The 24,459-nt window shown below is 70.7% G+C and carries 15 protein-coding genes; 12 read left to right on the top strand and 3 right to left on the bottom strand.

Annotated features, from left to right (window positions below; all coding sequences use genetic code 11):
- Positions 1-252 precede the first annotated feature (252 nt).
- The 8 genes from tssF to COGEMETH_RS16990 all read left to right on the top strand — a co-directional run bounded on the left by tssF (position 253) and on the right by COGEMETH_RS16990 (position 9,183).
- Entirely contained in the window at positions 253-2,208 is a 1,956-nt protein-coding gene (tssF, locus tag COGEMETH_RS16955) for a type VI secretion system baseplate subunit TssF (protein ID WP_238183780.1), read from the top strand.
- Positions 2,205-3,230, top strand: a complete 1,026-nt coding sequence (tssG, locus tag COGEMETH_RS16960; protein ID WP_238183781.1) for a type VI secretion system baseplate subunit TssG — start codon at positions 2,205-2,207, stop codon at positions 3,228-3,230. Before tssF ends, tssG begins: the two co-directional genes overlap by 4 nt.
- Complete coding sequence (tssH, locus tag COGEMETH_RS16965; RefSeq protein WP_238183782.1) at positions 3,227-5,929, top strand: type VI secretion system ATPase TssH; 2,703 nt, start codon at positions 3,227-3,229, stop codon at positions 5,927-5,929. Before tssG ends, tssH begins: the two co-directional genes overlap by 4 nt.
- 102 nt (positions 5,930-6,031) lie before the next feature.
- Positions 6,032-6,532 carry a hypothetical protein gene (locus tag COGEMETH_RS16970; RefSeq protein ID WP_238183783.1) on the top strand — a complete coding sequence of 167 codons (501 nt, stop codon included), beginning with the start codon at positions 6,032-6,034 and terminating at the stop codon, positions 6,530-6,532.
- A 311-nt stretch (positions 6,533-6,843) separates the two neighbouring features.
- Positions 6,844-7,272: a hypothetical protein gene (locus COGEMETH_RS16975; RefSeq protein WP_238183784.1), complete on the top strand. Its 429-nt coding sequence runs from the start codon at positions 6,844-6,846 to the stop codon at positions 7,270-7,272.
- Positions 7,273-7,391: 119 nt separating this feature from the next.
- Positions 7,392-8,288, top strand: a complete 897-nt coding sequence (locus COGEMETH_RS16980; RefSeq protein WP_238183785.1) for a hypothetical protein — start codon at positions 7,392-7,394, stop codon at positions 8,286-8,288.
- A 67-nt stretch (positions 8,289-8,355) separates the two neighbouring features.
- Positions 8,356-8,673, top strand: coding sequence for a hypothetical protein (locus COGEMETH_RS16985; RefSeq protein ID WP_238183786.1), 318 nt, complete (start codon positions 8,356-8,358; stop codon positions 8,671-8,673).
- 9 nt (positions 8,674-8,682) lie between these two features.
- Positions 8,683-9,183: a PAAR domain-containing protein gene (locus tag COGEMETH_RS16990; RefSeq protein WP_238183787.1), complete on the top strand. Its 501-nt coding sequence runs from the start codon at positions 8,683-8,685 to the stop codon at positions 9,181-9,183.
- Positions 9,184-9,381: 198 nt separating this feature from the next.
- Here the strand turns inward: COGEMETH_RS16990 and COGEMETH_RS16995 are convergent, their stop codons facing one another.
- The 3 genes from COGEMETH_RS16995 to COGEMETH_RS17005 form a co-directional block, all read right to left on the bottom strand.
- A complete protein-coding gene (locus COGEMETH_RS16995) occupies positions 9,382-11,211 on the bottom strand; it encodes a calcium-binding protein (RefSeq protein WP_238183788.1) in 1,830 nt (609 codons plus the stop codon).
- Between the two features lie 474 nt (positions 11,212-11,685).
- Positions 11,686-12,861, bottom strand: a complete 1,176-nt coding sequence (locus COGEMETH_RS17000) for a M23 family metallopeptidase (protein WP_238183789.1) — start codon at positions 12,859-12,861, stop codon at positions 11,686-11,688.
- Between the two features lie 374 nt (positions 12,862-13,235).
- Positions 13,236-13,973, bottom strand: coding sequence for a GntR family transcriptional regulator (locus COGEMETH_RS17005; protein ID WP_238183790.1), 738 nt, complete (start codon positions 13,971-13,973; stop codon positions 13,236-13,238).
- Positions 13,974-14,102: 129 nt separating this feature from the next.
- Between COGEMETH_RS17005 and COGEMETH_RS17010 the strand changes: the two genes are divergently transcribed.
- From COGEMETH_RS17010 to COGEMETH_RS25640, 4 genes are all read left to right on the top strand, one after another.
- A complete protein-coding gene (locus COGEMETH_RS17010) occupies positions 14,103-15,020 on the top strand; it encodes a ribokinase (RefSeq protein ID WP_238183791.1) in 918 nt (305 codons plus the stop codon).
- A gap of 332 nt (positions 15,021-15,352) precedes the next feature.
- Positions 15,353-17,137 carry a ShlB/FhaC/HecB family hemolysin secretion/activation protein gene (locus COGEMETH_RS17015; protein ID WP_238183792.1) on the top strand — a complete coding sequence of 595 codons (1,785 nt, stop codon included), beginning with the start codon at positions 15,353-15,355 and terminating at the stop codon, positions 17,135-17,137.
- Positions 17,138-17,192: 55 nt separating this feature from the next.
- Positions 17,193-22,001, top strand: a complete 4,809-nt coding sequence (locus COGEMETH_RS17020) for a beta strand repeat-containing protein (RefSeq protein WP_238183793.1) — start codon at positions 17,193-17,195, stop codon at positions 21,999-22,001.
- A 109-nt stretch (positions 22,002-22,110) separates the two neighbouring features.
- On the top strand, positions 22,111-24,048 hold the full coding sequence (locus COGEMETH_RS25640; RefSeq protein WP_283215014.1) for a caspase family protein: 1,938 nt from the start codon (positions 22,111-22,113) through the stop codon (positions 24,046-24,048).
- Positions 24,049-24,459 lie beyond the last annotated feature (411 nt).

A 24,459-nucleotide genomic window follows, 5' to 3' on the forward strand; every position in this document is an offset into this window, starting at 1 on the left:
CAGAAGCTCCTGCCTTTACACATCCCGCGACGTCGGCGGAGGCGGCGCGGGTCCCCTCTCCCGTGCGGGAGAGAGACAGGGTGAGGGATGCGACCTCTCCGGAGAGACCTTTGTCCCTCACACCAACCCTCTCCCGCACGGGAGAGGGGGCCCGCACAGCGCTTCGAACGACCTGTACGGCTCCGCTACCCGCAGAGGGGGGAGGGAAGCGCCCGCGTCGATCGACGGCGTCCCGCCCGCGGGCGCCCGGTCGTGAACCGCGAGTTCCTCGATCTCTACAACCGGGAGCTCGGCTTCCTGCGCGAGCATGCCCGCGAGTTCGCCGACGAGTATCCCGGCATCGCCGAGCGGCTCGGCGGCCTGGTCGAGGGCCATACCGATCCGATGATCGCGGGGCTGCTCGAAGGGGCGGCCTTCCTCGCAGCGAGGGTGCAGCTGAAGCTCAAGCACGAGTTCCCCGAATTCACCCAGAACCTGCTCGAACAGCTCGTCCCGAACTATCTCGCCCCGACCCCCTCCGTGATGCTGGCCCGCGTAAGGCCCGCCTTCGGCGACGCGGCCCTGCGCGAGGGGCCGTTGATCCGGCGCGGGGCCAACCTCGACGCCACCTACCGCGAGCGCGAGCGCCAGATCGCCTGCCGCTTCCGAACCACGGCCGACCTCCGGCTCTGGCCGTTCGACATCGCGCGGGCCGAGTACCTGAGCCATGCCGGCCCCCTCCAGGCCCTGGGCGTCGGCGGCCCGGAGGCGGTGGCGGGCCTGCGCCTGACCCTGGTGCACCGGAGTGCCGCCCGCATCGAGGACGAGCCGGGCGAGAAGGCGGCGGCCGCCGACCCGCAGGGGTGGTTCGCCGGCTGCGCCGTGGACCAACTGCCCGTCCACCTCGTCGGGCCCGAGGCCGACGCGGTGGCGATCTACGAGCAGCTCTTCGCCGACTGCACGGGCATCTACCTGCGCCACCTCGACGCCTTCGGCGACCCGGTGGTGGTGCGGCTTCCCCCCGACAGCCTGGAGCCGGTGGGCTTCGGGCCGGACGAGGCCCTGATCCCCAAGGACGAGCGCCTGTTCGACGGGTTCGACCTGCTGCGGGAATATTTCAGCTTCCCGCGCAAGTTCCTCGGTTTCCGGCTGAAGCATCTGGCCCGGATTCTCGGCAGCTTGCGTACGCGGACCTGCGAGATCGTCTTCACCTTCGACGAGGTGAGCCACCGCCTCGGCTCGGCGGTGCGCGCGGACGCCTTCGCCCTCTACGCGGTGCCGGCCGTCAACCTGTTCGAGATGAACCTCGACCGGGTGCCGGTCCAGGCCCGGCAGCACGAGTACCACCTCGTGGCCGACCGCAGCCGACACCTCGACTTCGAGGCCCACCGCATCCTCCAGGTCTTCGCCCACCTGCCCGGACAGGCGAACAAGACCCCCGTCCGGCCCCTCTACGCGCCGGCGACCGCGGCCGGCAGCGCAGGGCTGTCCTACACCGTGCGGCGCATGCCCCGACGGCGCTCCAGCAAGGAGCAGCTCTACGGCGCGGCCTCGGACTATACCGGCACCGACCTGTTCCTCTCGCTGATCGAGCCGGCGGGCCTGGATGCCGAGACCGGCGTGACCGAACTCAGCGTGCGGGCGCTCTGCTCGAACCGGCACCTGCCCGAACTGCTGCCGGTGGGTGAGGCCGGGGCCGACTTTCGATTCGCCGACGACGGCGCCCTCGACGTGGCCTGCGCCGCCGGCCCCACCCGGCCGCGGGAGCCCGTGGTGGCGCAGTTGCGCGGGCGCTCCGAGACCCTGTTCACGGGGGCCGTCTCCTGGCGCCTGATCAGCCTGCTCAGCCTCAACCCGCTCGGCCTCGTCCAGCGCGGCGCAGGCCGCGGCGCCGAGGCCCTGCGCGAGGCATTGATGCTGTTTGCCGACCTCTCCGACAGCGCCGTGGAGCGGCGCATCCGGGGCGTGCGCAGCGTCGACAGCCGCCCCGTGGTGCGGCGCCTGCGCCAGCGCATCGGTACCGGCACGGCGCGGGGCACCGAGGTGACGGTGACGCTGGACGACAAGGCGTTCGAGGGCACCGGCGCCTTCCTTCTCGGCACCGTCCTGGAGCGCTTCTTCTCGGAATACGCCTCCCTCAACCACTTCACCCAGACCGTGATCCGCACCGTCGAGCGGGGCGAGATCATGCGCTGGCAGCCCCGCATCGGCGGCCGGAGGCTGCTGTGAGCTTCACCGACGCCCTGCGGGCCGAACCCTGGGCCCACGACCTGCTGGCGACGCTGCGCCGGATCGAGCGCAGCTTTCCCGACAAGCCCCGCATCGGCGACAGCGCCGGGCGGCACGAGGACGCGGTGACGCTGGGCCAGGACCCCTACCTGCAGTTCCCCGCCGCCAACATCGCGTCGGCCCACCTCGACGAGGCCGGGCGCCTGCGCCTCATCGTCAAGTTCCTCGGCCTGCTCGGGCCGCAGGGCGCCCTGCCGCTGGCCACCACCGACGAGGCCCATGGCTGGCTGCTGGAGCGGGACGACGCCCTGCCCCGCTTCCTCGACGTGATCAACAACCGCTTCCTGCAACTGTTCTACCGGGCCTGGGCCGACGCCCGCCCGATCGCCCAGGCCGAGCATCCGGGGGCCGACCGGTTCGAGACCTATGTCGGCGCCATGGTCGGCCTCGGCTCGCCGGTGTTCCGAGACCTCGATGCCGTGCCGGATGCCGGCAAGCTGGCCTATGCCGGGCTGATGGCGCCGGCCGCCCGCTCGGCCTCGCGCCTGCGCAACGCCGTGTCGGGCCTGCTCGGCTTCACGGTGGAGGTCGAGGAGTTCGTCGGCGCCTTCCTGGAGTTCGAGCCGGAGGACCGCTCGCGCCTCGGCCGTACCAACGCCCGCCTCGGGCAGGACCTGCTGCTCGGCTCCAGCGTGTTCACGGTGGAGGATCGCATCCGGCTGCGCATTTTCGCCGCCGACCTGCCCGAGTACGAGCGCCTGCTGCCGGGCGGGCAGAGTTGCCGGCCGCTGGCCGACCTCGTGTTCTTCTACCTCGGCGACGAGCTCGACTGGGACGTGGAGCTCGCGCTGCCCGTGGAAGCGGTGGAGCCCGTGCGCCTCGGGCGGGCGGGACGCCTCGGCTACACCAGCTGGATGGGCCGGAGCGCGCCGGCCGGCGGGGGCCGCCACCGGCGCGATGCCCGCTTCCACCCCGCCGAGCGGGTCGGCCGGGCGGATCAGCGCGAAGGGAGCCGGGCGTGAGCGACATCAGCCTCGAGACCGTCACGGGCAAGCTCAACCGCCTGGGCTACGACGCCTTCATCCAGGCCCTGCGGCAGGCGCGCAGCGCCGGCAACCGCAACGTCGAACTCGCCCACTGGCTCGGCCGCCTGCACGAGCAGGACGCCTCGGACCTGGCGCTCACCGCCGACCGGTACAAGCTCGACCGCGGGCGCCTCTCGGCCGACCTCGCGCGGGCGGTCGGCGCATTGAAGCGCAACGAGACCGAGATGCCCGGCATCGCGAACGCGATCGTCGACATGCTCGACCGGGGCTGGCACTACGCCACCCTGCTGTTCGGCGAGACGCAGATCCGCTCCGGCCACATGCTGGTCGGCGCCCTCAAGTCGAACGAGCTGCGCCGGGCCTTCCTCAACCTCTCGCCCGAGTTCGAGAAGATTCCCGTGGACGCCCTGATGGGCGAGCACCGCGCGGTCTGGGCAAAGTCCGACGAGGAGAATTTGCGGCCGATGGACGGGGCCGGCCCGGTCGCGGCCGGCACGCCCGGCGCGCCCGCCGGCGCCAAGGGCCAGACGGCGCTCAACCGCTATTCCCAGGACCTCACGGCCAAGGCGGCCTCAGGCGAGATGGACCCGATCCGCGGCCGCGACGAGGAGATCCGCCAACTGGTGGACGTGCTGATGCGCCGCCGGCAGAACAACCCGATCCTCACGGGCGAGGCCGGCGTGGGCAAGACCGCGGTGGTGGAGGGCTTCGCCCAGGCCATCGCCGCCGGCACCGTCCCCCCGGCGCTGACCGGCGTACGCCTGTGCGCGCTGGACATCGGCCTGATGCAGGCCGGCGCCTCGATGAAGGGCGAGTTCGAGCAGCGCCTGCGCTCGGTCATCGACGAGGTGCAATCCTCCCCCGTCCCGATCATCCTGTTCATCGACGAGGCCCACACCCTGATCGGCGCGGGCGGCCAGGCGGGGACGGGGGACGCGGCCAACCTCCTCAAGCCGGCTCTGGCGCGCGGGACGCTCAAGACCATCGCCGCCACCACCTGGGCCGAGTACCGCCAGTACATCGAGAAGGACCCGGCGCTCACCCGGCGCTTCCAGCCGATCCAGATCGGCGAGCCCGGCGTGGCGCAATGCTGCGACATGCTGCGCGGCCTGCTCGGGCCGATGGAGACGCACCACAACGTGCGCATCTCGGACGCGGCGATCGTGGCCGCCGTCACCCTCTCCCACCGGTACATCCCGGCCCGGCAGCTGCCCGACAAGGCGGTGAGCCTGCTCGACACCGCGAGCGCGCGCGTGGCCATCAGCCAGAGCGCGGTGCCGGCCGCGATCGAGGACACCCGCGCCGCGATCCGGGCCAAGGACAGCGAGCATGCCGGCCTCACTGCCGACCGGGACCTCGGCCTGGAGGACGCCGCGCGCCTGTCGGAGATCGAGGCCGAGACCGCAGCCCTCAAGGACGCGCTCGCCGGCTTCGAGGCGGCCTGGGCTTCCGAGACGACGCTCGTGGAGGAAATCCGGGCCCTGCGCGCCGCGCTCGCCGCGCCGGCCGAGGCGAGCGCGCCCGTCGCGCCCGTGGGGGCGAGCCTGGAGAGCGGGCAGGCCCCCGCGGTCGCGCTGCCGGAGAGTCCCGAGGAACGCCGGGCCGCCCTGCGGGAGAAGGCGACGCAGCTGGAGGCGATCGCGCCGGAGGCGCGCATGATCTACGCCCACGTGGACGAACAGGCGGTGGCCTCCGTCGTCTCGGACTGGACCGGCATCCCCGTGGGCCGGATGGTCCGGGACGAGATCGAGACGGTCCTGCGCCTCCCCGAAATCCTGAACCGGCGCGTGGTCGGCCAGTCCCACGGGCTGGCGATGATCGCCAGGCGCATCGAGACCAACCGGGCCAAGCTCGACAACCCGGAGAAGCCCATCGGCGTGTTCATGCTCTGCGGCCCCTCCGGCGTCGGCAAGACCGAGACGGCGCTGGCGCTGGCCGAGGCCCTCTACGGGGGCGAGCAGAACATGATCACCATCAACATGAGCGAGTTCCAGGAGGCGCACACCGTCTCGACGCTGAAAGGGGCGCCCCCCGGCTACGTCGGCTACGGCGAGGGCGGCCGGCTCACCGAGGCCGTGCGGCGCAAGCCCTACAGCGTGATCCTCCTCGACGAGGTCGAGAAGGCCCACCCGGACGTGCACGAGATCTTCTTCCAGGTCTTCGACAAGGGCGTGATGGAGGACGGCACCGGGCGCCGGATCGACTTCAAGAACACGCTGATCATCCTGACGTCGAACGTCGGCACCGACCTGATCATGCAGCTCGCGCGCGATCCCGCCTACGCCTCGGACGCGGACGCGCTGGCCCAGGCCCTGCGGCCGTCCCTGCTCAAGGTGTTCCCGGCGGCGCTGCTCGGGCGCATCGTGACGATCCCCTACTTCCCGCTCTCGCCAGACATGCTCGGCGGCATCGTCCGGCTGCAGCTCGACCGCATCGGCCGGCGCATCGCCGAGAACCACAAGACCGTGTTCGGCTACGACGACGCGGTGGTCGAGCACATCGTCTCCCGCTGCAACGACCCGGATTCGGGCGGGCGGATGATCGACAACATCATCACCAACACGATGCTGCCCGCGCTGTCGCGGGAAATCCTGAATGCCACCTTGGTGGGAAAACCAATGGGAAAAGTCCGCGTCACCGCGGGCGAGGACGGTCTGCGCTTCGATTGGGACTGATGGCGCCGGCGGGCCCGCATCGGGGCTCCGAAGGATCGACGCCGCCTGCGAAGGGCGTGATCGGCCGCGTAGGGTATGGGTCTTCTGAAAAAGGACAGAGCTATGGGCACGACCGTCCTGAACAGCGCGCTCTTCAAGCCCGATGACCGCCTCCAGAAAGCGGCGGTGGATCACAAGTATCACGTGAAGAACGGCGAGCAGGGTCTCTACGTCCGCCGCATACAATACTTCCTTTATGGGATGGGCGTCTTCCACAAGATGTATGAGATCGTCAACAACGATGTGGGCCCTTTGGCGGCAAGCGAACGCTGGAGCGACATGACGAGTGACTTGGAGAATGCGTATTACGGAAACGCCACCTCGTACGGCGTCTGGATCTACAAGGACCATTATCAGATCATCGGCAAAGGCTACCAGACGACGGCCGATGACATCGTCGGCGTGATGACCATCCGGCACATGGACGCGATGGCGAAGATCTACTTCAAGGTCGCTCCGGCGGCCTCTCGGGAGCAGATGACGGCCGATGCCCCCAACGCGCTGAAACCCGCGGTCGCGGCAGGGATGGGCGTCGGCAGCGGGATGCTGTCACGCACGAGTTGAGGCGGTGGGCTGGATCGGTGCATCGGCCATGACGACAGCCGCGAACACTGCAACGGGCGGACGGAATCCTTGCCCCGGCCTGCCGACATCGGGGACGGACGACCGGATATCATGCCGGCATCCGGAAGAACGGAGACCTGTCGGGTTCCCGAAGCACGCGCCCGGCGAGCACGAGACGACGGCCCCGTGTGCGGCGCCGGAGCACGGACGCTTCGCCGACGCCTGCGGACCGTCCGCGCAGAAAAGCAGGCCGCCCTCCCCCATCCGGTGGCGAATGCCCGCCCCAACGCGACGATAGCGGAGTCGACACCATGTCCGGCGGTCCATCCTTCGACGACGTCTACGACACGAACAGCTACGGGCTGTTCACGCTGTCCTGGGACGGCGAGGCCTTCACCTTCAAGCTGAAGGTGAAGGCGCACGAGACCATTTCCGTCTGGGCGAAGCGCGAAGGCAAGAAGTTCGTCATCAATTTCGGTGCCGGGGACGAGGAATACGACGAGGGCGTGCTGCCGAACCCGATCAAGAAGCTGATCGAGAGCAAGGGCGGCGGACCGGGCGGGAACGCCGTCAAGCTGCCGCCGCGCAAGGTCTGCCTCAACAGCAGCGGCAAGCCGAGGAGCTACGGGGAATACGCCTCGATCTGGAAGAGCCGCTGGGAAGCCGGCGACAAGACACTGGAAAAGCCCCTGCCGCGTGCCCTGTTCGAGCAGATCGCGGCCTTCTACGCCAGCCTATGAACGCACGCGACAGGTAGGCGGACCGATCACCGCAAGCACATCGCACTGCGAAACCTCACCGGACCCAGCAATCATCGCATGTCGAGCGCCACGGAGCGCTGATTTTGGAGAACGCCCCCATGGCCGCGGATGTCCAGGAAATCTCGGGAACGAAGGCGACCATCGCGGCGCGGCTCTGCAACTTCCCGACCGGCCAGTCGAAGCCCATCGGCGCGCACAAGCAATGGCTCGAAGCGAAGGTGAAGCCGATCGTCGCCGGCAACCCGACGGCCTGGGTCGACCTGATCGGGCACGCGTCGCGGCAATGGTCGAAGACGCAAGGGGCCAACGCGCACACGCTCAACAAGAACCTCTCCTACGAGCGCTGCGAGGCGGTGAAGGGCTACGTCAAGAACTTCTCCAGCGGAGCCAAATTCAACGTCGAGATCGCCGCGGGCGACAAGGAATCCGTCGGCCCGAAGGAGAACGACGGCTACGACCGGGCCGTCGAGATCCTGGTCTATTCCGCGGGCAAGCCGTCCCGGCCCGATCCGCCCAAGCCCATCGCCACCCGCGAGTTCGAGATCCGCGTGGTGGGCGGCGGCTCGGCCTCCATCATCGCCCAGACCGACGACTACTTCTTCCAGATCGTGGACCTGAGGCGGCGGACGACGGCGTTCTTCTTCTACACCGGCGGCGGCATCGGCATCTCGATCCCGAAGATACCCGGCCCCGGCTCCGTGACCATGACGGGCCCTGCCACGCTCTTCCACACGACGCGCGACGCGCAACTCTACATGTTCAACTCGCCGGCCGCCATGTACCAGGACCCGGGCGCCACGGTCGGTCCCTGGAGCGTCGGCGGGACGATCCGGCTCTCGATCGACGAGATCGTGGACGGCGCCGGCATGATCTTCACCGTTCCCGGCCTCATCCCGATCGAGGGCGGCTCGGGGATTCAGATGCCGGGTCTCGGCTCCGTGACCAAGGGCGTGCTGGCCAAGGCCACGCCGGACTGGCCCTTCACGGGCTACTGACGCCGGCGGGGCTACTGGACTGGCGAGGATCGAACGGGCGCCCGCGGGCGCGATGGGAGTGCATCGCATGACGACGAACCCGACCACGACGAACCGCTTCGAGCAGGTCGACGAAGCCCCGGACGACGCCATGACGCTGACCCTGCGCCGCGACGGCGAGAAGATGTACGGGGTCGTCACCTGCCCGGCCTCCGCCACGGGCGGGCGCCTGCCGAAAAACTTCACCTCCGACGAGATGCCCCTCAAGGACGCCATCCGCTCGGCGATCCGGCTCGCCAACGAGATGACGGTGGCCCTCGTCGTGGCCGATCCGGACGGCCTCTGGCAGGCGGATTGGGGCACGCTCTACCGCGACGCGGACGAGCCGCCGGCATCGCCGAACTGAGGACGCCCCATGCCCACAGGCCCCGCCGCCCGCATCCTCGACCCGGTCGCGCACCCGCTGCCGCCCGTGCTGCAGCCCGGCCCCGGCAGCCCGACCGTGTTCATCGGCGGCCTGCCGGCCTGGCGCGGCGTGACCGCGGCGGCGGCGGCCGCGATCCAGGCGGCCAAGGCGACCTCGGACGCGGCGATCCTGGCCGCCGAGGTGGCGACCGTCGCGGCTGCGGGCACGCCCGGTGCGCCCGCAGCGCTCGCCGCCGAGCAGGCGGTGAAGTCGGCGGCCGCCGCGAGCATGGGCTCGATGATCTCGGGGGCTGCCGGCGGGGCCGACATCCACGTCTGCGCCACGCCGCTGCCGATCCCGCCGCACGGGCCGGGCGTGGTGGTCACGGGCTCGCTCACGGTGCTGATCAACAACCTCGCGGCCTGCCGCGCCAGCGACACCATCGTCGAGGCCGTGGGGCCGCCCAACGTCATCGTCATGGGCCTGCCGACCGTGATCATCGGCGGCTAGAGCCGTGCCCGACCACGTTGGGTCGGGTCACGGCTCTAAGCTTTTGTTTCGACGCGCACTTTCGCGACGAACCGGCATCCACTTCGTCGGAGTGCGCTCTAGCGCGCGCTCCGACCACAGGCACCCCGGTCCGTCGCGAGAGGGTCGGAGACGACGCGGACCGAGGCCGACCAATTCACTCCGCTGGGACGCGCCGTCTCAGACGAACGTGAAATCCGAGGCGCGGAGGTTGGCGGCGACCACGTTGGCGAGGGCGATGACGTGGGTGTCGTCGAGGGCGATGTAGCTTCCGGACTCGATCTGATGGGTTGCGGCCTGCACGGCTGCGAAATCGGCGAACTGCGCTCTCGAGAGCCGGATCGTGTCCTCGCCGGACTGGAAGTCGGCCACGTGATCCGTGCCGAAATTGCCCGTGAACACGAACGTGTCGTTCCCGCGGCCGCCGACGAGGAAGTCGTTTCCGGCGCCCCCGTCGAGGACGTTGTCGACCGCACCCTGGTAGGACGAGGCGTCGATCGAATTGTCGAGGGCGTTCCCGGTCCCATGGGTCGCCGTGCCCGTCAGGACGAGAGCCTCGACATTCGACGACAGCGCGTAATCGACGGACGCATAGACCGTGTCGCGTCCCGCGTTGGCCGCCTCGATGACGACGTCGCCCGCTTCCCGGACCTCATAGGCGTCGTTGCCGAAGCCGCCGATCAGGGTGTCGTTTCCTCCGCCGCCGATGATGACGTTGTCGACCGCGCCTTCGAACGCGGACGCATCGATCAGGTTGTCGAGGGCGTTGCCGGTCCCCGCGATCGCCGAGCCTCCCAGGAACAGGGTCTCGACGTTCGCCGACAGGGCGTAACCGGTCGACGCATAGACCGTGTCCGTCCCCTCACCCGCGGCCTCGACCACCACGTCGCCGGCATTGTCGACCACGTAGGTGTCGTGGCCCAGACCGCCGATCATCGTGTCGCGCCCGGCGCCGCCATCGAGGACGTTGTCGGCGATCCCACCGAACACGGACGCGTTGAGGACGTTGTCGGACCCGTTGCCGGTTCCGCGGATCGCCGTGCCTCCGAGGACGAGGGTCTCGACATTGGAGGCCAACACGTAATCGATCGACGTATAGACCGTGTCGCTTCCCGCATCCGCCGCTTCGATGACGACGTCGCCGGCGTCCCGGACCTCGTAGGCGTCGTTTCCGAGGCCGCCGACCAGGGTGTCGTTTCCGCCGCCGCCGACGAGGACGTTGTCGACCGCGCCTTGGAAGGACGATGCATCGATCAGGTTGTCGAGGGCGTTGCCGGTCCCCGAGATCGCCGGGCCTCCCAGGAACAGGTTCTCGACGTTTGCCGACAAGGCAAAGTTGCTGGACGCGTAGACGGTGTCGACACCGCCGTTCAACGCCTCGACGATGACGTCGCCGGCATTGTCGACGACGTACGTGTCGTCGCCGCCGAAGCCCGTCATGAGGTCGGCCCCGGCACGACCGTCGAGGGTGTCGCCGGCGGCCCCGCCGACGAGGGTGTCGCTGCCGGCATTGCCGGTGGCCGACACGCCATCGGCGAAGGCGCGCTGCGACAGGTCCGGCGTCGCGCCCGTGTGGAGGTTGGCGTAGGGCGTCGTGACCGCGTCTCCGAGCAGCAACGTCACGACACCGCCGAGCAGGTTGCCGAGCGCGCCGAGGACGCCTGCGCCGGCGACCGTGCCGAAGTCCACCGCGAGCGGCATGGTGTGGGCATCGGCAACGAGCGTGGTCCCGTCGTAGACCGACACGTGGTCGTACGTGCCGGAAGCGGAAATCGTACCCGCCAGAAGCGTCTGGGTCGCCGTGACCGTCCAGGTTCCGTAATAATGGTAGCTCAAACCGCCTGCGGAAAACGTATACTCGGAATACGTCTGCGACTGGGTCGGGCTCAGGATGTTTCCGGACGAGCTGGTGAGCCCGCTGAAGGTCTCCCCGGCCGACTGCCCGGAATTCGCGATCCAGAACGAATTGACGTCGAATCCGGTCGTCTTTGAAACTGAAACAGTCGACATTCGATCCTCGCACCGGGGGTCGCGCCCAAACTACGGAGCGGCTCTGAACAATACACTAACGGGATTTATAATTTTATAGCCATAACCGCCGATCCATTTCAATAGATACTGACACAGCTTGAATGATAGACTATCGTGTATTGCCGTCTATTAAAAACATTACGGCGGCGACCGTGGCCGCCCATATAGGAGTACAGCACGGCCCTGGAGACCCGTCCGGATCGTCGCCCGCCACGGGAGCCGGCCCGACCTCCGTCGACGGCAGCGAGCAGGCAGCGGGGCACAGGGGAACCGAACAGGTCGGTCGAAGGGCCGGGCTGGATGGATGAATGCGGCTGCGGTTCGGCGTTGGAGTCCTGCCGCCCAGCCCTGGTGAAGGCCTCTGCGATCGCCGCCGCGCTCACCCGGCCCATGGACCGGCGCGTCCGGCCGGATAGCGCGCCGCCGGGATCGCTCGCCCTCGGGAACGCGCGATCAGTCGGCCGCGTCCGCAGCCTCCGGGGGCGGCTCGACCGGATTCTCCTGCGCCGCCGCCGGCTTGCCGAACAGCGTCCGGCCGGCGGCCAGGAAGCGGGCCGGGTCGAGGGCGTTGCCGGAGAGCCGGGTCTCGTAGTGCAGGTGCGGGCCGGTGGAGCGGCCGGTGGAGCCGACGAGGCCGACGACGGTACCCGCCGTCACGGCCTGGTCGAGGCTCACCTGGATCGCCGAGAGGTGGCCGTAGCGGGTGACGAGGCCGTGCCCGTGATCGACCTCGACGAGGTTGCCGTAGCCGCCGCTGGGGCCGGCAGCGACCACGCGCCCCTCGGCCGCCGTGTGCACCGGGGTGCCTACGGCCGAGCGGAAATCCATGCCGGCATGCATGCGCTGGGCGCCGGTGAAGGGGTCCTTGCGCAGGCCGAAATTGCTGGAGAGGCCCGCCTCGCCCTCGATCGGCGTCCGCACGGGCACACCCTCGATGAGGCTGCGCCAGCGCTCGGCCTCGGTCACGGCCGCCTCGGCCTCGGCGAGCCCGGCCGCGAAGGCGTCCCGCGGCGCGGCGCGCGCCGCGGGGCGGATCGCCGGCAGGGCGGGCGGCGCGATCGCCAGGTGCAGGTCCACCAGCGCCGCCCGCACCCGCTCGACGCCCGCGCGCGCCACTGCGGTCAGGCCCGCGAGGGTGCGCCCCAGTCCCGCCTCGACCCGGTCGAGGGAGGATTCGATGCGGGCGAACTGGTCGCGAAGCGGCAGCCTGGCGATCGCGCTCGGCCGCTCGCCCCCCAGTTCGCCCCGCCGCATCCGGCCCGGGTCGGGGGGCGCGGCCCGCTCGGCGACGGTCGCCAGCGCGGCAAGCCGCGCCTCCAGGTCCACCTGGCGCGTGAGGATGTCTTCGAGGCGCCCCGCCAGCCCTTCCTGCTCGAGCATCTGATGACTCGCGACGCCGACGAGGCGCCGGGTCAGGGCCCGCACCCGCTCCTCCCCGACCCCCCGCCGCACTTCGGCGTCCTCATGGAGCCGTGCGATTTCCCAATGGTTGGTGATCGCAACCACCGTCGCGACGACGCCCCAGAGACAGCAAAGCGCGCAGACCGACCAGACAGCCTTACCGGATTGCTTGGGGGCGGCGAGAACGGTCTTCTGCGCCGCGGCTCGCTTGCGCCGGGTGAGCGTCAACGATGGCCCCCTTCGAAGGATCGGTCCCTCAAACGCGCAAGCCGACCGACCCGTCGGACCGGCCAAGCCGCATGACGGCTGGATCATGGGCTGATTTTGGACTCTACGGAAGGCCGCCGCCCCATATCGCCGGCACCTGCGGCTTGCCTCGACGATCGGTCACCGGGACCGCGACCGGAGGTCGAGAGGCGCCGGTCGATCGCGATCGTCGCATTCGCCACAGGGGACCGGCTCGTATAAAACAGGCGCTCGCATATGTTCGCGCACCGCCGACCGGAGATCGATCGGGATTCAGGACCGGAATGATACGCTCGGTGTCGCGCCGAAATTCCCCGCGCCGGCAATACGGAGCGCAGCGATCGCGCCAGGACCGCTCAAGCCTGGAGCTTGAGCCGGTAGCTGTACATGTCGCCTCGAAACAGTCCCTCGACGTATTCGATCATCGCCGCGTCCTGCGTGAAGCTGTGCCGCTTGATCAGCAGGCACGGCAGCGGCTCGTCGAATCCGAAGATCCGGCACTCTTCCAGGGTCGGCATCGTCGCCTCGATCGTCTGCTCGCAGGCGACGAGGCGCGTGCCGCCGTTCTCGGCCAGGAACGCATAGACGGAGCCGGAGAGGTCGCCGTCCTCGAGGGCGGGGACGGCCTTCAGATTATACCAGGCGACCTCGCGGGACATCGCGACGTCGTCGCCGTAGCGCACGCGCGTGAGCTTGAGGAAGGGCGCCGTCGAGGGCAGTCCGAAGATCGAGGAGATGGACCTGTCCTGCACGACCTGCCGCTCGACGATCCGGGAGGACGGTATCTTTCCGAGTTCCCGCATCTCTTCCGTGAAACCCTTCAGGCGATCCATGCCCGGGTGCACCTGGCTGGGCCGTGTGCGGACCAGGAAGCCCCGGCGCCCCTGCGACGCGAGCAGGTCCCGCTGGCGCAGGGCGGCGTAGGCGCGCTGGATCGTGACGCGGCTGACCTTGAGGTTCTCCGCGAGTTGGCGCTCTGCCGGCAGGATCGTACCGGGGGGCAGCACCCCGGAGCTGATGAGCCCGTACAGCTGTTCTTCGAGCTGCTGGTAGAGCGGCATCGCCGTGTCGTCCCGCAATTGCAGGAGCGACATCAGCGACGGCCGGTCGAGATGAGCAGGGCGCGATATCGGAGGACCATCCGAGCCTATTCCTGCAAGCAACCGCAGGTTGGATCGGCCGATCGCGCTTCTGTGAGCCACTCTTGTACCGGGGTATGACGCGTGCAGGTCTTTGTCGTCGGCAGCTTCGTCGTTGCCTGCTCCGTGATGGTAGCACGCCTCCCGCGCGCCGGTGAGTCCCTTGATGCCGCGGCGTTCGTCTCGGAGCCGGGCGGCAAGGGCTTCAATCTGGCCGTTGCCGCGCATCGTCTGGGCGCGCGCGTGGACGGCGCTTTCGCCATCGGCGACGACCCCTTCGCGGCCGTGGCGACCTCGGCGTTCCTCACCGCCGGCCTGTCCACGGACATGCTCGTCCGCCGGGAGGGCTCGACGGGTGCCGGCATCGGCTTCATCGATCCGGCCGGGGAGAACTGCCTGGCGGTCAGCCTGGGCGCCAACCGCCTGCTGTCGGGCGCCGACATCGCGCGCGTCGCGAACGGCGTCGACGGAGCACGTCTGGTCATGGCGACGTTCGAGTCGCCCGACGAACCGATCCGCACGGCGTTCGTCCGGGCGCGGGCGAAGGGCGCGGCGACCCTGCTGAACCCATCCCCGATCCGAACGATCGACCCGGCGATCCTGGCCGATACCACCATCCTCGTCGTCAACCGGATCGAGGCCGGCGATCTCGGCATCGACCCGGCCACGGCATCGAGCGTCGACCGCGTGCTCGAGGCCGGTCCGGAGATCGTGGTGGTGACCCTCGGCGAGGCGGGCGCGGTCGCGTTCCGAAAGGACAGGCCGCCGTGCCGCCAACCCGCATTCCGCGTGCCCGTCGTCGACACGATCGGCGCGGGCGATGCCTTTGCCGCCGGTCTTGCCGTCAGCCTCCTGCGGGATTGCACCCTGGAGGCGTCGCTGCGATGCGCCGCGGCCTGCGGCGCGCTCACCACGCGGCGCTTCGGTGCCTTCGATGCCTTCCCGACGACCGCCGAACTCGACGGCTTTCTCTCCGCCGGCGACGCCCCGTCCGAAACCTAAGAGTCAAGGCTTCGTTAATTGGTCCGGTCCAGAGGAGATCTGCGGGGCGGATCACGCCTCCGATCGCGGTACATCCCGACATCCAGGACCGAGATCCTTGTTCGTCTGCACCGGCGGCGTGCGGATGTAGCTGACAGGGCTTTGTTTTTTGCCGGAACAGTGGCCCATGACTGTCGATCCGGGCAGTCTTTGTAGCCAAAATCATACACTGCCAGCGGAAAACGCGGTCGGACCGGCCCGAACGGCCAAGGTCCGTTGACCCGAATCAGGCGACGCGACACAGTCCGAAACAGGGCCAGCAGAGCGTGCCGATCCGGGACATGATTGAGCGCATGAAGACACGCCTTGCCAACGCGCGGGCGCCCGGCATCGAACGGTCCGCGCTGGCGATGTGCCTGCCGGTCGTGGCGGGCCTCGCCGTCGCCGGGTCGGCGTCCGGTGCGCTCGCCCAGACCGCGAGCCAGATCACGCCCCCGAGCTTCGCGCCCGCGACGGGCCGCGGAGCCGGTACCCTGGTCTTCTCGGGGCAGGCGGGCCTCGGCGCACCGGCGGGCTCCGAACGCCTGTCCATCCGCATCGCACGCGTCGCGGTCGAGAACGCGCCGCCCGGATACTCGGCCGAGATCGCGGCGCTGGAAGCAAGGCTCGTCGGACGGCGCGTGCCGGCCAGCGAGATCTTCGCGGCCGCCCGCGACCTCGAGGCGGCCCTGATCCGCTCCGGCTCGATCCTGATCCGCGTGGTGCTGCCCGCGCAGAAGCTGAACGACGGCGGCGGGTTGCGGCTCGTGGTCGTCAACGGATTCGTGGAGCATGTCGAGCTGCGCGACGTGCCCGAGCCGGCGCGGACGCGGATCGCGGCCGTGCTCGCCGGGCTCGTCGGCCGTCGCGACCTGCAGATCGGCGAGGTGGAGCGGCAATTGCTGCTCGCCGGGGACACGCCCGGCATCGCCCTGCGCTCGACCCTCGTGCCGAGCACGGCACAGGGCGGCGCGAACCTCGTCATCGAGGGCAAGTACCGGCCGCTCACCGGCTTCGTCGGCGGCGACAACTCCGTCGGACGGGCGCTCGGCGGATACTCCATCGGGACCGGCCTGGACCTCAATACGGTGTTCGGCCAGGGCGAGACGATCTACGTGCGCGCGCTCGGCCACCCGAGCGGCGACGACGCCCTGCGGACGGGGAGCCCGTTCGGCGACAATCCGCGGCTGCGCACGCTGGCCGGCGGCTTCGTGCTGCCCCTGGGAACCGACGGACTGACCTTCAACGTCGAGTACACGAACAGCCAGACGGCGCCGAAGCTCGCCAGCCTGATCCAGACGACGAGCGATTACGACCGCCTCTCCTTCCGCCTCCGCTATCCGTGGCTGCGGAGCCGGGCAGCCAATTTCTACAGCGAAGTCACCTTCGACGCGACGCACGAGCAGCTCGGGCTCGTCCTGCCCGCCGCCGCCGTGCCCTTGAGCCTGGACCGGCTCCGGATTCTGCGCCTGAGCGGCGACGGCGACATCCGGCTGGACAGCGGCGGTATCCTGGCCGGGCGCGGCACGCTCTCCCTAGGGATCGACGGCCTCGGCGCCCGCAGCGCGGCCGACGCCACGCCGATCCTGCCGCTCTCCCGTCTCGGTTCGGACGCCGAGTTCCAGAAGTTCGACGCGGCGATCACCTTCACGCAGCCCCTGCCGCAGGATTTCGTGTTCGGGTTCTACGCCCGCGGGCAGACCTCCTTCGGGCAGGCGCTGGCCCGGAGCGAGCAGATCGGCACGGCCTCGTTCCAGGAACTCTCGACCTTCGACGCGGGCAGCCTGGCCGGCGACAGCGGATGGGTGGTGCGCAGCGAGATCGCGCACCCCTTCGCCGTCGCCCTGGACGGGCGCCCCGGTACGATCACGCCCTACGCCTTCGGCGCGACGGGGGCGCTCTACCTCGAACGGCCGACCGTGCTGGAGGCGTCCCGGCTGCACGTCTCGTCGCTGGGCCTCGGGCTGCGGCTGGCCGCCCTGATCGATCCCGCCGCGGCGACGGAGGCCAGCCTGATCCTGGAGTTCGGCCGCCGCTTCCGCAGCGATGCGCTGCCGGACACCAACCGCTTCACCGTGCTGGGCTCGATCCGGTTCTGAGCCCGCCCGGAGACTACATCGCAGACATGGTCAAGTCGTGCCGCAGAGAACGTCCATGACGCGCCACCTCAACCGGCTCATCCCGGTCCTTCTCGCGGGCACGGCTCTCACGGCCCCGGCCGGCCTCGGCGCGCTCGAACTGCCGACCGGCGGCAGCGTCGTACATGGCACGGTGGGCATCTCCCAGCCCTCGGCCAACCAGCTCTCGATCCAGCAATCCTCGCAGACCGCGATCGTCAACTGGCAGGGCTTCTCCATCGGCCAGGGCGGCCGCGTCGACATCAGCCAGCCCTCGGCCTCCTCGGCGCTCCTCAACCGGGTCACCGGCTCGACGCCCTCGACGATCGCGGGCCAGCTCAACGCCAACGGGCAGGTCTACCTGATCAACCCGAACGGCATCGCCATCACGCCGACCGGGACCGTGAAGGCCGGAGCCTTCGTCGGCTCCGCCCTCGATATCGCCGACGAGGACTTCAAGGCCGGGCGGCGGGTGTTCCGCGGCACCGGACGCTCGGCCACGGTCTCGAACGCCGGCAGCATCGACGTCGGACGCGGCGGCTACGCGGCGCTGCTCGGCGGCCAGGTCGAGAACAGCGGCACGATCAGCGTTCCCCTCGGCCGGGTCGGTCTCGGCGCCGGTGAGCAGGCGACGCTCGATCTCTCCGGCGACGGCTTCCTCCAGGTGGCCGTGCCCTCCCGGAACGACGGTTCGACCCAGGCCCTGATCCGGCATTCCGGCCGGATCGACGCGGCGGGCGGACGGGTCGTGATGCAGGCGGCGACCGCGCGCGACGCCGCGCGCAACGCCATCAACCTGTCGGGCATCGTCGAGGCGCGTAGCGTGAGCGGGCGCTCCGGCGCGATCGTCCTGGGCGGCGGCGAGGGCGGCAGCGTCACCGTGAGCGGCCGCCTCGACGCCTCGGCGCACCAGGGCCGGCAGGGGCGACCGGCCCGCCCCGTACGCGGCGGCGACATCACCGTCACCGGCAACGCGATCCACCTGTCCGGCGCGACGCTGGCGGCCAACGGCACGGCCGGGGGCGGGCGCATCCGCGTCGGCGGGGACGTGCAGGGCGGTGGCACCCTCCAGCGCGCGGCCACCACGCGGGTCGATGCCGCGACCCGGATCAGCGCGGATGCCGGGAATGCGGGCGACGGCGGCAGCATTGTGGTCTGGTCCGACCGGATGACGGATTTCGCGGGCCGGATCAGCGCCCGCGGCGGTACGACAGGCGGCAACGGCGGCAACGCCGAGGTCTCGGGCCGGTCTCTGCTGGCCTATACCGGGTCCTCCGACCTCACGGCCGCCCGCGGCAGCTTCGGGACGCTGCTCCTCGACCCCTACAACGTCGTCATCTCGAACGGGGCGAGCAGCAACCAGACCGGCTTTGCCGCCACCGGCAACGACTCGGTCATCAACGCGACCACGCTCTCGAACGCGCTGGGCACCGCCAACGTCACCGTCACCACGGGCGGGGCCGGGAGCCCCGGCGCGCAGGCCGGCGACATCACGGTCGCGGCCCCCGTCTCCTGGAGCGCGCCCACCACGCTGACCCTCCAGGCCTACCACTCGATCGTGGTGAATTCCGACCTGCGGGTGAACGGGGCCGGCGGCCTGGTGTTCACCACCAACAACGGCGGGACGGGCGGCACCCTGAGCTTCGGCAACGGTGCGACCGCCACCTACGCGACGAGCAACGGCGCGGGGATCGCCGGGCAGTCGCTGGTGATCGACGGGCAGGCCTACAGGCTGCTCTACACCACGGCCGACCTCCAGAGCATGAGCGGCAACCTCGACGGCGCCTTTGCGCTGGCCCGTGGCATCGATGCGGGCGGCACCGCCTTCACGCCGGTGGGCGGCACCGACGCCGCCTTCACCGGCCGGTTCAACGGCCTCGGCCAGACCATCGCCAACCTGACGATCAACACGCCGGCGCGCGACAGCAGCGGCCTGTTCGGCGCCGCGACCGGGGCCACGATCGGCAACGTCGCCCTGGGCGCCCTCGCCCTGACGGGCGGCGACAACACCGGCGGCCTCGTCGGCTTCGCCACGAACACGACCGTCGGCGGCGTGACCGTCGCGGGCCGGGTCACGGGCGCCAACACCACCGGCGGATTGCTGGGCGCGCAGATCAACGGCAGCGTCGCCAACGCGTCCACCAGCGCCACCGTGACCGGAACCGACAACACCGGCGGCCTCGTCGGCGTGATGGACGGCGGCACGATCACCCGCTCCTTCACCACGGGGCAGGTCGGCGGCGGGTCGTTCGTGGGCGGCCTCGTGGGCATCGCGCAGAGCGCCGCCATCAGCCTGTCCTACGCCACCGGCGGCGTCACCGGTACGGACCCGGTGGGCGGTCTCGTCGGGGGCCTGGGTGGCGAAGGCACCTCTCAGGCACCGGGCACGATCGCTTCGTCCTACGCAACCGGGGCCGTGACCGGCCAGGGCCGCAGCGGCGGCCTCGTCGGCATCCTGAGCAACGGCGGCCTGATCCGCGACAGCTACGCCACGGGCCTGACCAGCGGCGGCACGGCCTCGGGCGGATTGATCGGCGAGATCAACAGCATTCCGGCCGACGGCGGCAGCACGGCCAACGCCGTCGTGACGACGAGCTACGCCACCGGTCTCCTGACGGGCGCCGGCACCCGCGGCGGCCTGGTCGGAAACGTAGACGGGACGCTCCAGACCATCACCAACGCGTACTGGGACACCCAGACCACGGGCGTCGCCACGAGCGCGGGAACCGGCGCGACCGGGCTGACCACGGCGCAGCTTCAGGGCACCCTGCCCGCCGGCTTCGTCGCGGGCACCTGGGGCACGCAGGCGAGCGCCTATCCGTACCTGACCTGGCGCTTCCCCACCGGCGTCCTGGCGGTCTCCGGATTCACCCGCGGCGCCGCCGACCCCGGATCGCCGCTCGCGGGCGAACCCGTGCGCGTGGCCACCGGCGGCACCGCCTCCTACCAGACCAATTCCGGCGCCAACGGCTATTACTACGTCGCCCGCGATCCCCTCACCGGCCCTGCGCCCCAGGGCGTGACCGCCTTCCTCGACGGCGCGAACAGGGGCGCCTCCATCACCGACGCGCCGCTGGGCGCGGGCGCCGTCACCAACCTCGACCCCCGCATCGGCCGCGTGCTCGTCACCACGGTCCAGACGACGGCCTCGGGGCTCGCGACGGAACTGGCCAATGCCGGCGACGGCACGGTCTCGGCCAACATTCCCTACACTGTGGCCGGCGCGGGCGGCGTGCCGACCTTCGGCTCCGGCCTTCCCACCTTCATCGCGGCGCTCGCCGGCGGCGGCTTCACGGTCGACCGGTCGATCGTCTCGGCCGGCAGCCTCCAGATCGCGGGCGCGATCTCCCCGGCGGGCACGGCATCCGCGGGGCCCTTAGGCATCAGCGCCGGGCAAAGCGTGCGCAGCCTGAACGGCGACGTGGTGATCGCGACGACGCAGTTCACCAACAACGCAGGCGCGACCGCGGTGCAGGCCGGCGGCCGCTTCCTGATCTACAGCCAGGACTACGCCGCCGACCAGCGCGGCGGCTTGGCCGGCGGAAACCTCTACAACCGCAGCTTCCTCGGCAACGGGCCGGCCACGGTCACGCAGGCCGGCAGCCAGTTCATCTACACCCGCCAGCCGGTCCTGACCGTCACAGCCGCCAACGCCACCCGCGAGTACGGCCCGACGACGCTGGGCTTCACGCCCGGCGTCACCGGACTGGTCAACGGCGACACCGCCGCGCAGGCCTTCGCCGGCACCCCGGGGGTGACGGACACGACGCTGCCGACGACGGGCGTCGGGACCTATGCGGGCGCCGCCCAGGTCACGCCCGGCACGCTGACCTCGACGATCGGCTACGCCGTGAGCTTCGTGAACGGCCCCGTGACGATCACGCCCGCGCCCCTGGTGATCCGCGCCAACGACGCCACCAGACCCTTCGGCACCCCGATCTTCTTCGCGGGGACCGAGTTCACGGCGACAGGCCTGCGCAACACCGATCAGGTCTCGCGCGTCACGCTGACGAGCGACGGCGCGCCGGCCCTCGCCCCCGTCATCGGCAGCCCCTACCCGATCGTGGCCAGCAACGCCCAGGGCGACGGGCTGCAGAACTACGCCGTCACCTACCAGCCCGGCTCCCTGACGGTGACGGGTTCGCCGATCGATCCCCTGACGATCGCCCTGACCACGCCGACCCTCGACCGGCAGTTCCCGACGACGTTCGTGCCCGTCGTGGACCCGCCCGACGTCATCCTGGTCGCCGGAACCGAGGAGACCGACATCGGCAGCCCGACCGGAGTCGTCGGGCCCGGCAGCGGCATCGGCAGCAGCGGCGGCCCCACCCTCGGCACCGGGCGCGCGGTGCCGGTCGCCGCCGCCACCGGCGACGAGACCCTCGACTACCTCGAATCCGCCGGCCGGGCGCTCGATGCGGCGGTCGCGGCCTGCGAGCAGCGCGACAACCGCCGTGCGAAGCAGTACAACGACTGCGTCGCCCGTGCCCTCGAAGCCTATGCCGACAAGCTCGAGGTCCGGATCGCACAATTGCCGCCGGCCCTGCGCAACATCCCCACGGCCGTCCGGATTCCGGCAACCCTCACCGGCGGCCGGGCCGGCACGGCGTCGCTACGCAGCGTCCCGGCGGTGATCCGTGCGGCGGCCCGGCAGGTCCGCGCGTCCCGCACGGTCGCCCAGGCGCGAACGGTCGTGCGCGCCGCGGTGACGGTCATCCGCAAGGCGATCAGCCTGATCCGCGCGGATGAGCCGGCTTTGGCCGCGCGTCAGGTGAGGCATGGCAATGCGATCGCGAGCGCGATGGAATCCTGCGAGACCCGGATGTCGCGGGCGGTGGGCCTCTGACGGGGACGCGGCCGTCGCGGGTTCGCCCGCGACGGCCGGCCGGTCGCATCCACGGGCACCCGGCCCTGTCGCGGGGCGCGAGACGTGGTTCGGGAGCCGCAGGGCGGCGATGCGGCTGCTTCTCGCCGCCGCGTTCCTGGCCCTGGCCGGCGGTACGCTCGCAGCGGAGACGCGCGTCGCCCTCGTCGTCGGCAATGCGAGCTACCGGAGCTTCAAGCCGCTCCTCAACCCGGGCAACGACGCGGGCGACATCGCCGCCGCCCTGAAGGCCCGGGACTTCGAGGTGATCGAGGGTCTCGACCTCGATCAGGAGGGCATGACGCGCGCCGTCGCCGCGTTCGTGGCGAAGGCCCGCCAAGCCGACCTGTCGCTGTTCTACTATGCCGGCCACGGGTTCCAGGTGGATCGCGAGAACTACCTCGTGCCGGTCGACGCGGCGATCCGCTCGCGCGCGGACATCGAGCGCCAGGCCCTGAACCTCAAGGCCGTCACGGACGGGCTACGGGGGGCGCGCGGCAACCACCTCGTCTTCCTCGACGCCTGCCGCAACAACCCCCTGCGCGGACAGCCGGCCGCGGGTTTGTCCGACGAGGCCCTGCGCGACGGCCTCGCCAAGGTCGAGGACACGGCGGGCTTCCTGTTCTCCTACGCGACGCAGCCGGACAAGGTCGCCTTCGACGGGGGCGGCCGCAACAGCCCCTTCGCCCAGGCCTTCCTCGGCCATGTCGGCACCCGCGGCCAGGACGTGGGCGCGATGATGATCGCCGTGCGCAAGGACGTGATCGCGGCCACCGGCGGCTTCCAGGTGCCCCTGGAGATCTCCTCGCTGACGAGCCAGGTCTACTTCACCCCCGGACGGGCCGACACCGCATCCCCCGAAACCCAGCTCTGGCAGCTCGCCGCCGGCAGCCGGGACCCGGCCCTCCTGCGCATCTACCTGACGCGCTACGCCGACGGGGCGCATGCGGGCGAGGTCCAGGGCATGCTGAACACGGCCTCCCTCGAGCCCGCTCCCGGCAGCCCGCGCAGCACCCCGGACGACCGCCTCTCCGACGACCGCCTCTGGGACTACGCCCTGCGCGCGCGCCTGCGCCCCCTGGTGGAGTTCTACCTCGACCGGCGGCCGGACGGGCGCCACGTGGCGGAGGCCCGCGCCCTGCTCCGGAACCTGCCCACGGCCGAGGACGTGGAGACCCGGCCAGAGGCCGTGTGCGAGCGCGCCACCACCCACCCGCGCGACGCCACCGCGAACACGCCGGGCGTCACCCTCGCCCAACTCGCCGAGAACGCGGAACCCGCCCTCGCCGCCTGCCGACAGGCGGCCACCGCCCATCCGGAGATGCCGCACTACACGGCGCTGCTGGCCCGCGCGCTCGCCGCCGCCGGCCGGCGCGAGGAGGCGGTGGCCCGCTACCGGGAGGCGGCCGCCCGCGGGAACCTGCGCGCGCAGGTCAGCCTCGGCCTCATCCTGGAGACCGGTGACGGCGTGCCCCGCGACCCGAGGGCGGCCATCGCCCTGTACGGGACGGCGGCCGACAACGGCAGCGCGGACGGGGCGATCAACCTCGCGGTCGCCCTGATGCAGGGCACCGGCATCCGCAAGGACCCGGCCCGGGCGATCGCCCTCCTGAAGCGGGCGGCCGCGGCGGGTTCGGCCATCGCCACCTACAACCTCGGGGTGCTGGCCCAGGACGGCACCCTCAAGGAGCCGGGCCGGGCGCTCGCCTATTTCGACAGGGCGACGGAACTCGGCGACCCGCGCGGCTTCGTGCCGGCCGCCATCCTCCTGGACGAGGGCCGCGGCGTGAGGAAGGACCCGGCCTCGGCCGCCGAGATGCTCCTGCGCGGCGTCGCCGCCGACACGGGCGAGGCCATGAACCAGATCGTCCACCGCCCCAATGCCTGGTCGACGGACACGATCCGCTCCGTCCAGACCCGCCTCAAGCGCGCCGGCTACTACGACGGCGCCCTCGACGGCCGCGGCGGCCCCAAGATGGCCGCGTCGCTCCAGGAATGGCGCCGCATCGGCAGCCTCGACCTGCGATGATGTCGGACCTGAATTTCGGGCGAGGATCGCGATCCGGAGACCACGTCGTCAAAGCATTCGGTATCCTGGACAAAAAGACGGCGGGTCCGTGAGGACCCGCCGCATCCATTTCCGCTTGGCGAGAGGGTTAGGAGGAATTTGGCCGCACGGATGTTCGGATCAGTCGATGTCGCAAACAACCCTCTATCGAGATAAGCCGGATTTCGCGGCAGTGGCCGCGGTCTTCAGTTCGGAAGAGCGAAGACCGTAAGCTGGCCGCCGAGGTTGGTGTACTGCGACAAGCCTGCATAACCACCCACCGCGCCGAGTCCGGCGTTCGGGTCGGTCAGGCCGGCAGCCAAGCCGATGCCCGCCCAGCCGCCGACACCCGAGAGGATGCCGAGAAACTGCTTGCCTGTCCGTCGTCAGATG

Source organism: Methylobacterium trifolii, assembly GCF_022179685.1.
GTDB lineage: Bacteria > Pseudomonadota > Alphaproteobacteria > Rhizobiales > Beijerinckiaceae > Methylobacterium > Methylobacterium trifolii.

What these genes read in the sequence shown, in the direction of transcription:
- COGEMETH_RS16970 (WP_238183783.1), top strand. Translation starts at nt 6,032, where the DNA reads ATGGGCACGACCGTCCTGAACAGCGCGCTCTTCAAGCCCGATGACCGC.
- COGEMETH_RS16975 (WP_238183784.1), top strand. Translation starts at nt 6,844, where the DNA reads ATGTCCGGCGGTCCATCCTTCGACGACGTCTACGACACGAACAGCTAC.
- COGEMETH_RS16980 (WP_238183785.1), top strand. Translation starts at nt 7,392, where the DNA reads ATGGCCGCGGATGTCCAGGAAATCTCGGGAACGAAGGCGACCATCGCG.
- COGEMETH_RS16985 (WP_238183786.1), top strand. Translation starts at nt 8,356, where the DNA reads ATGACGACGAACCCGACCACGACGAACCGCTTCGAGCAGGTCGACGAA.
- COGEMETH_RS16990 (WP_238183787.1), top strand. Translation starts at nt 8,683, where the DNA reads ATGCCCACAGGCCCCGCCGCCCGCATCCTCGACCCGGTCGCGCACCCG.
- COGEMETH_RS16995 (WP_238183788.1), bottom strand. Translation starts at nt 11,211, where the DNA reads ATGTCGACTGTTTCAGTTTCAAAGACGACCGGATTCGACGTCAATTCG.
- COGEMETH_RS17005 (WP_238183790.1), bottom strand. Translation starts at nt 13,973, where the DNA reads ATGTCGCTCCTGCAATTGCGGGACGACACGGCGATGCCGCTCTACCAG.
- COGEMETH_RS17015 (WP_238183792.1), top strand. Translation starts at nt 15,353, where the DNA reads ATGAAGACACGCCTTGCCAACGCGCGGGCGCCCGGCATCGAACGGTCC.
- COGEMETH_RS17020 (WP_238183793.1), top strand. Translation starts at nt 17,193, where the DNA reads ATGACGCGCCACCTCAACCGGCTCATCCCGGTCCTTCTCGCGGGCACG.
- COGEMETH_RS25640 (WP_283215014.1), top strand. Translation starts at nt 22,111, where the DNA reads ATGCGGCTGCTTCTCGCCGCCGCGTTCCTGGCCCTGGCCGGCGGTACG.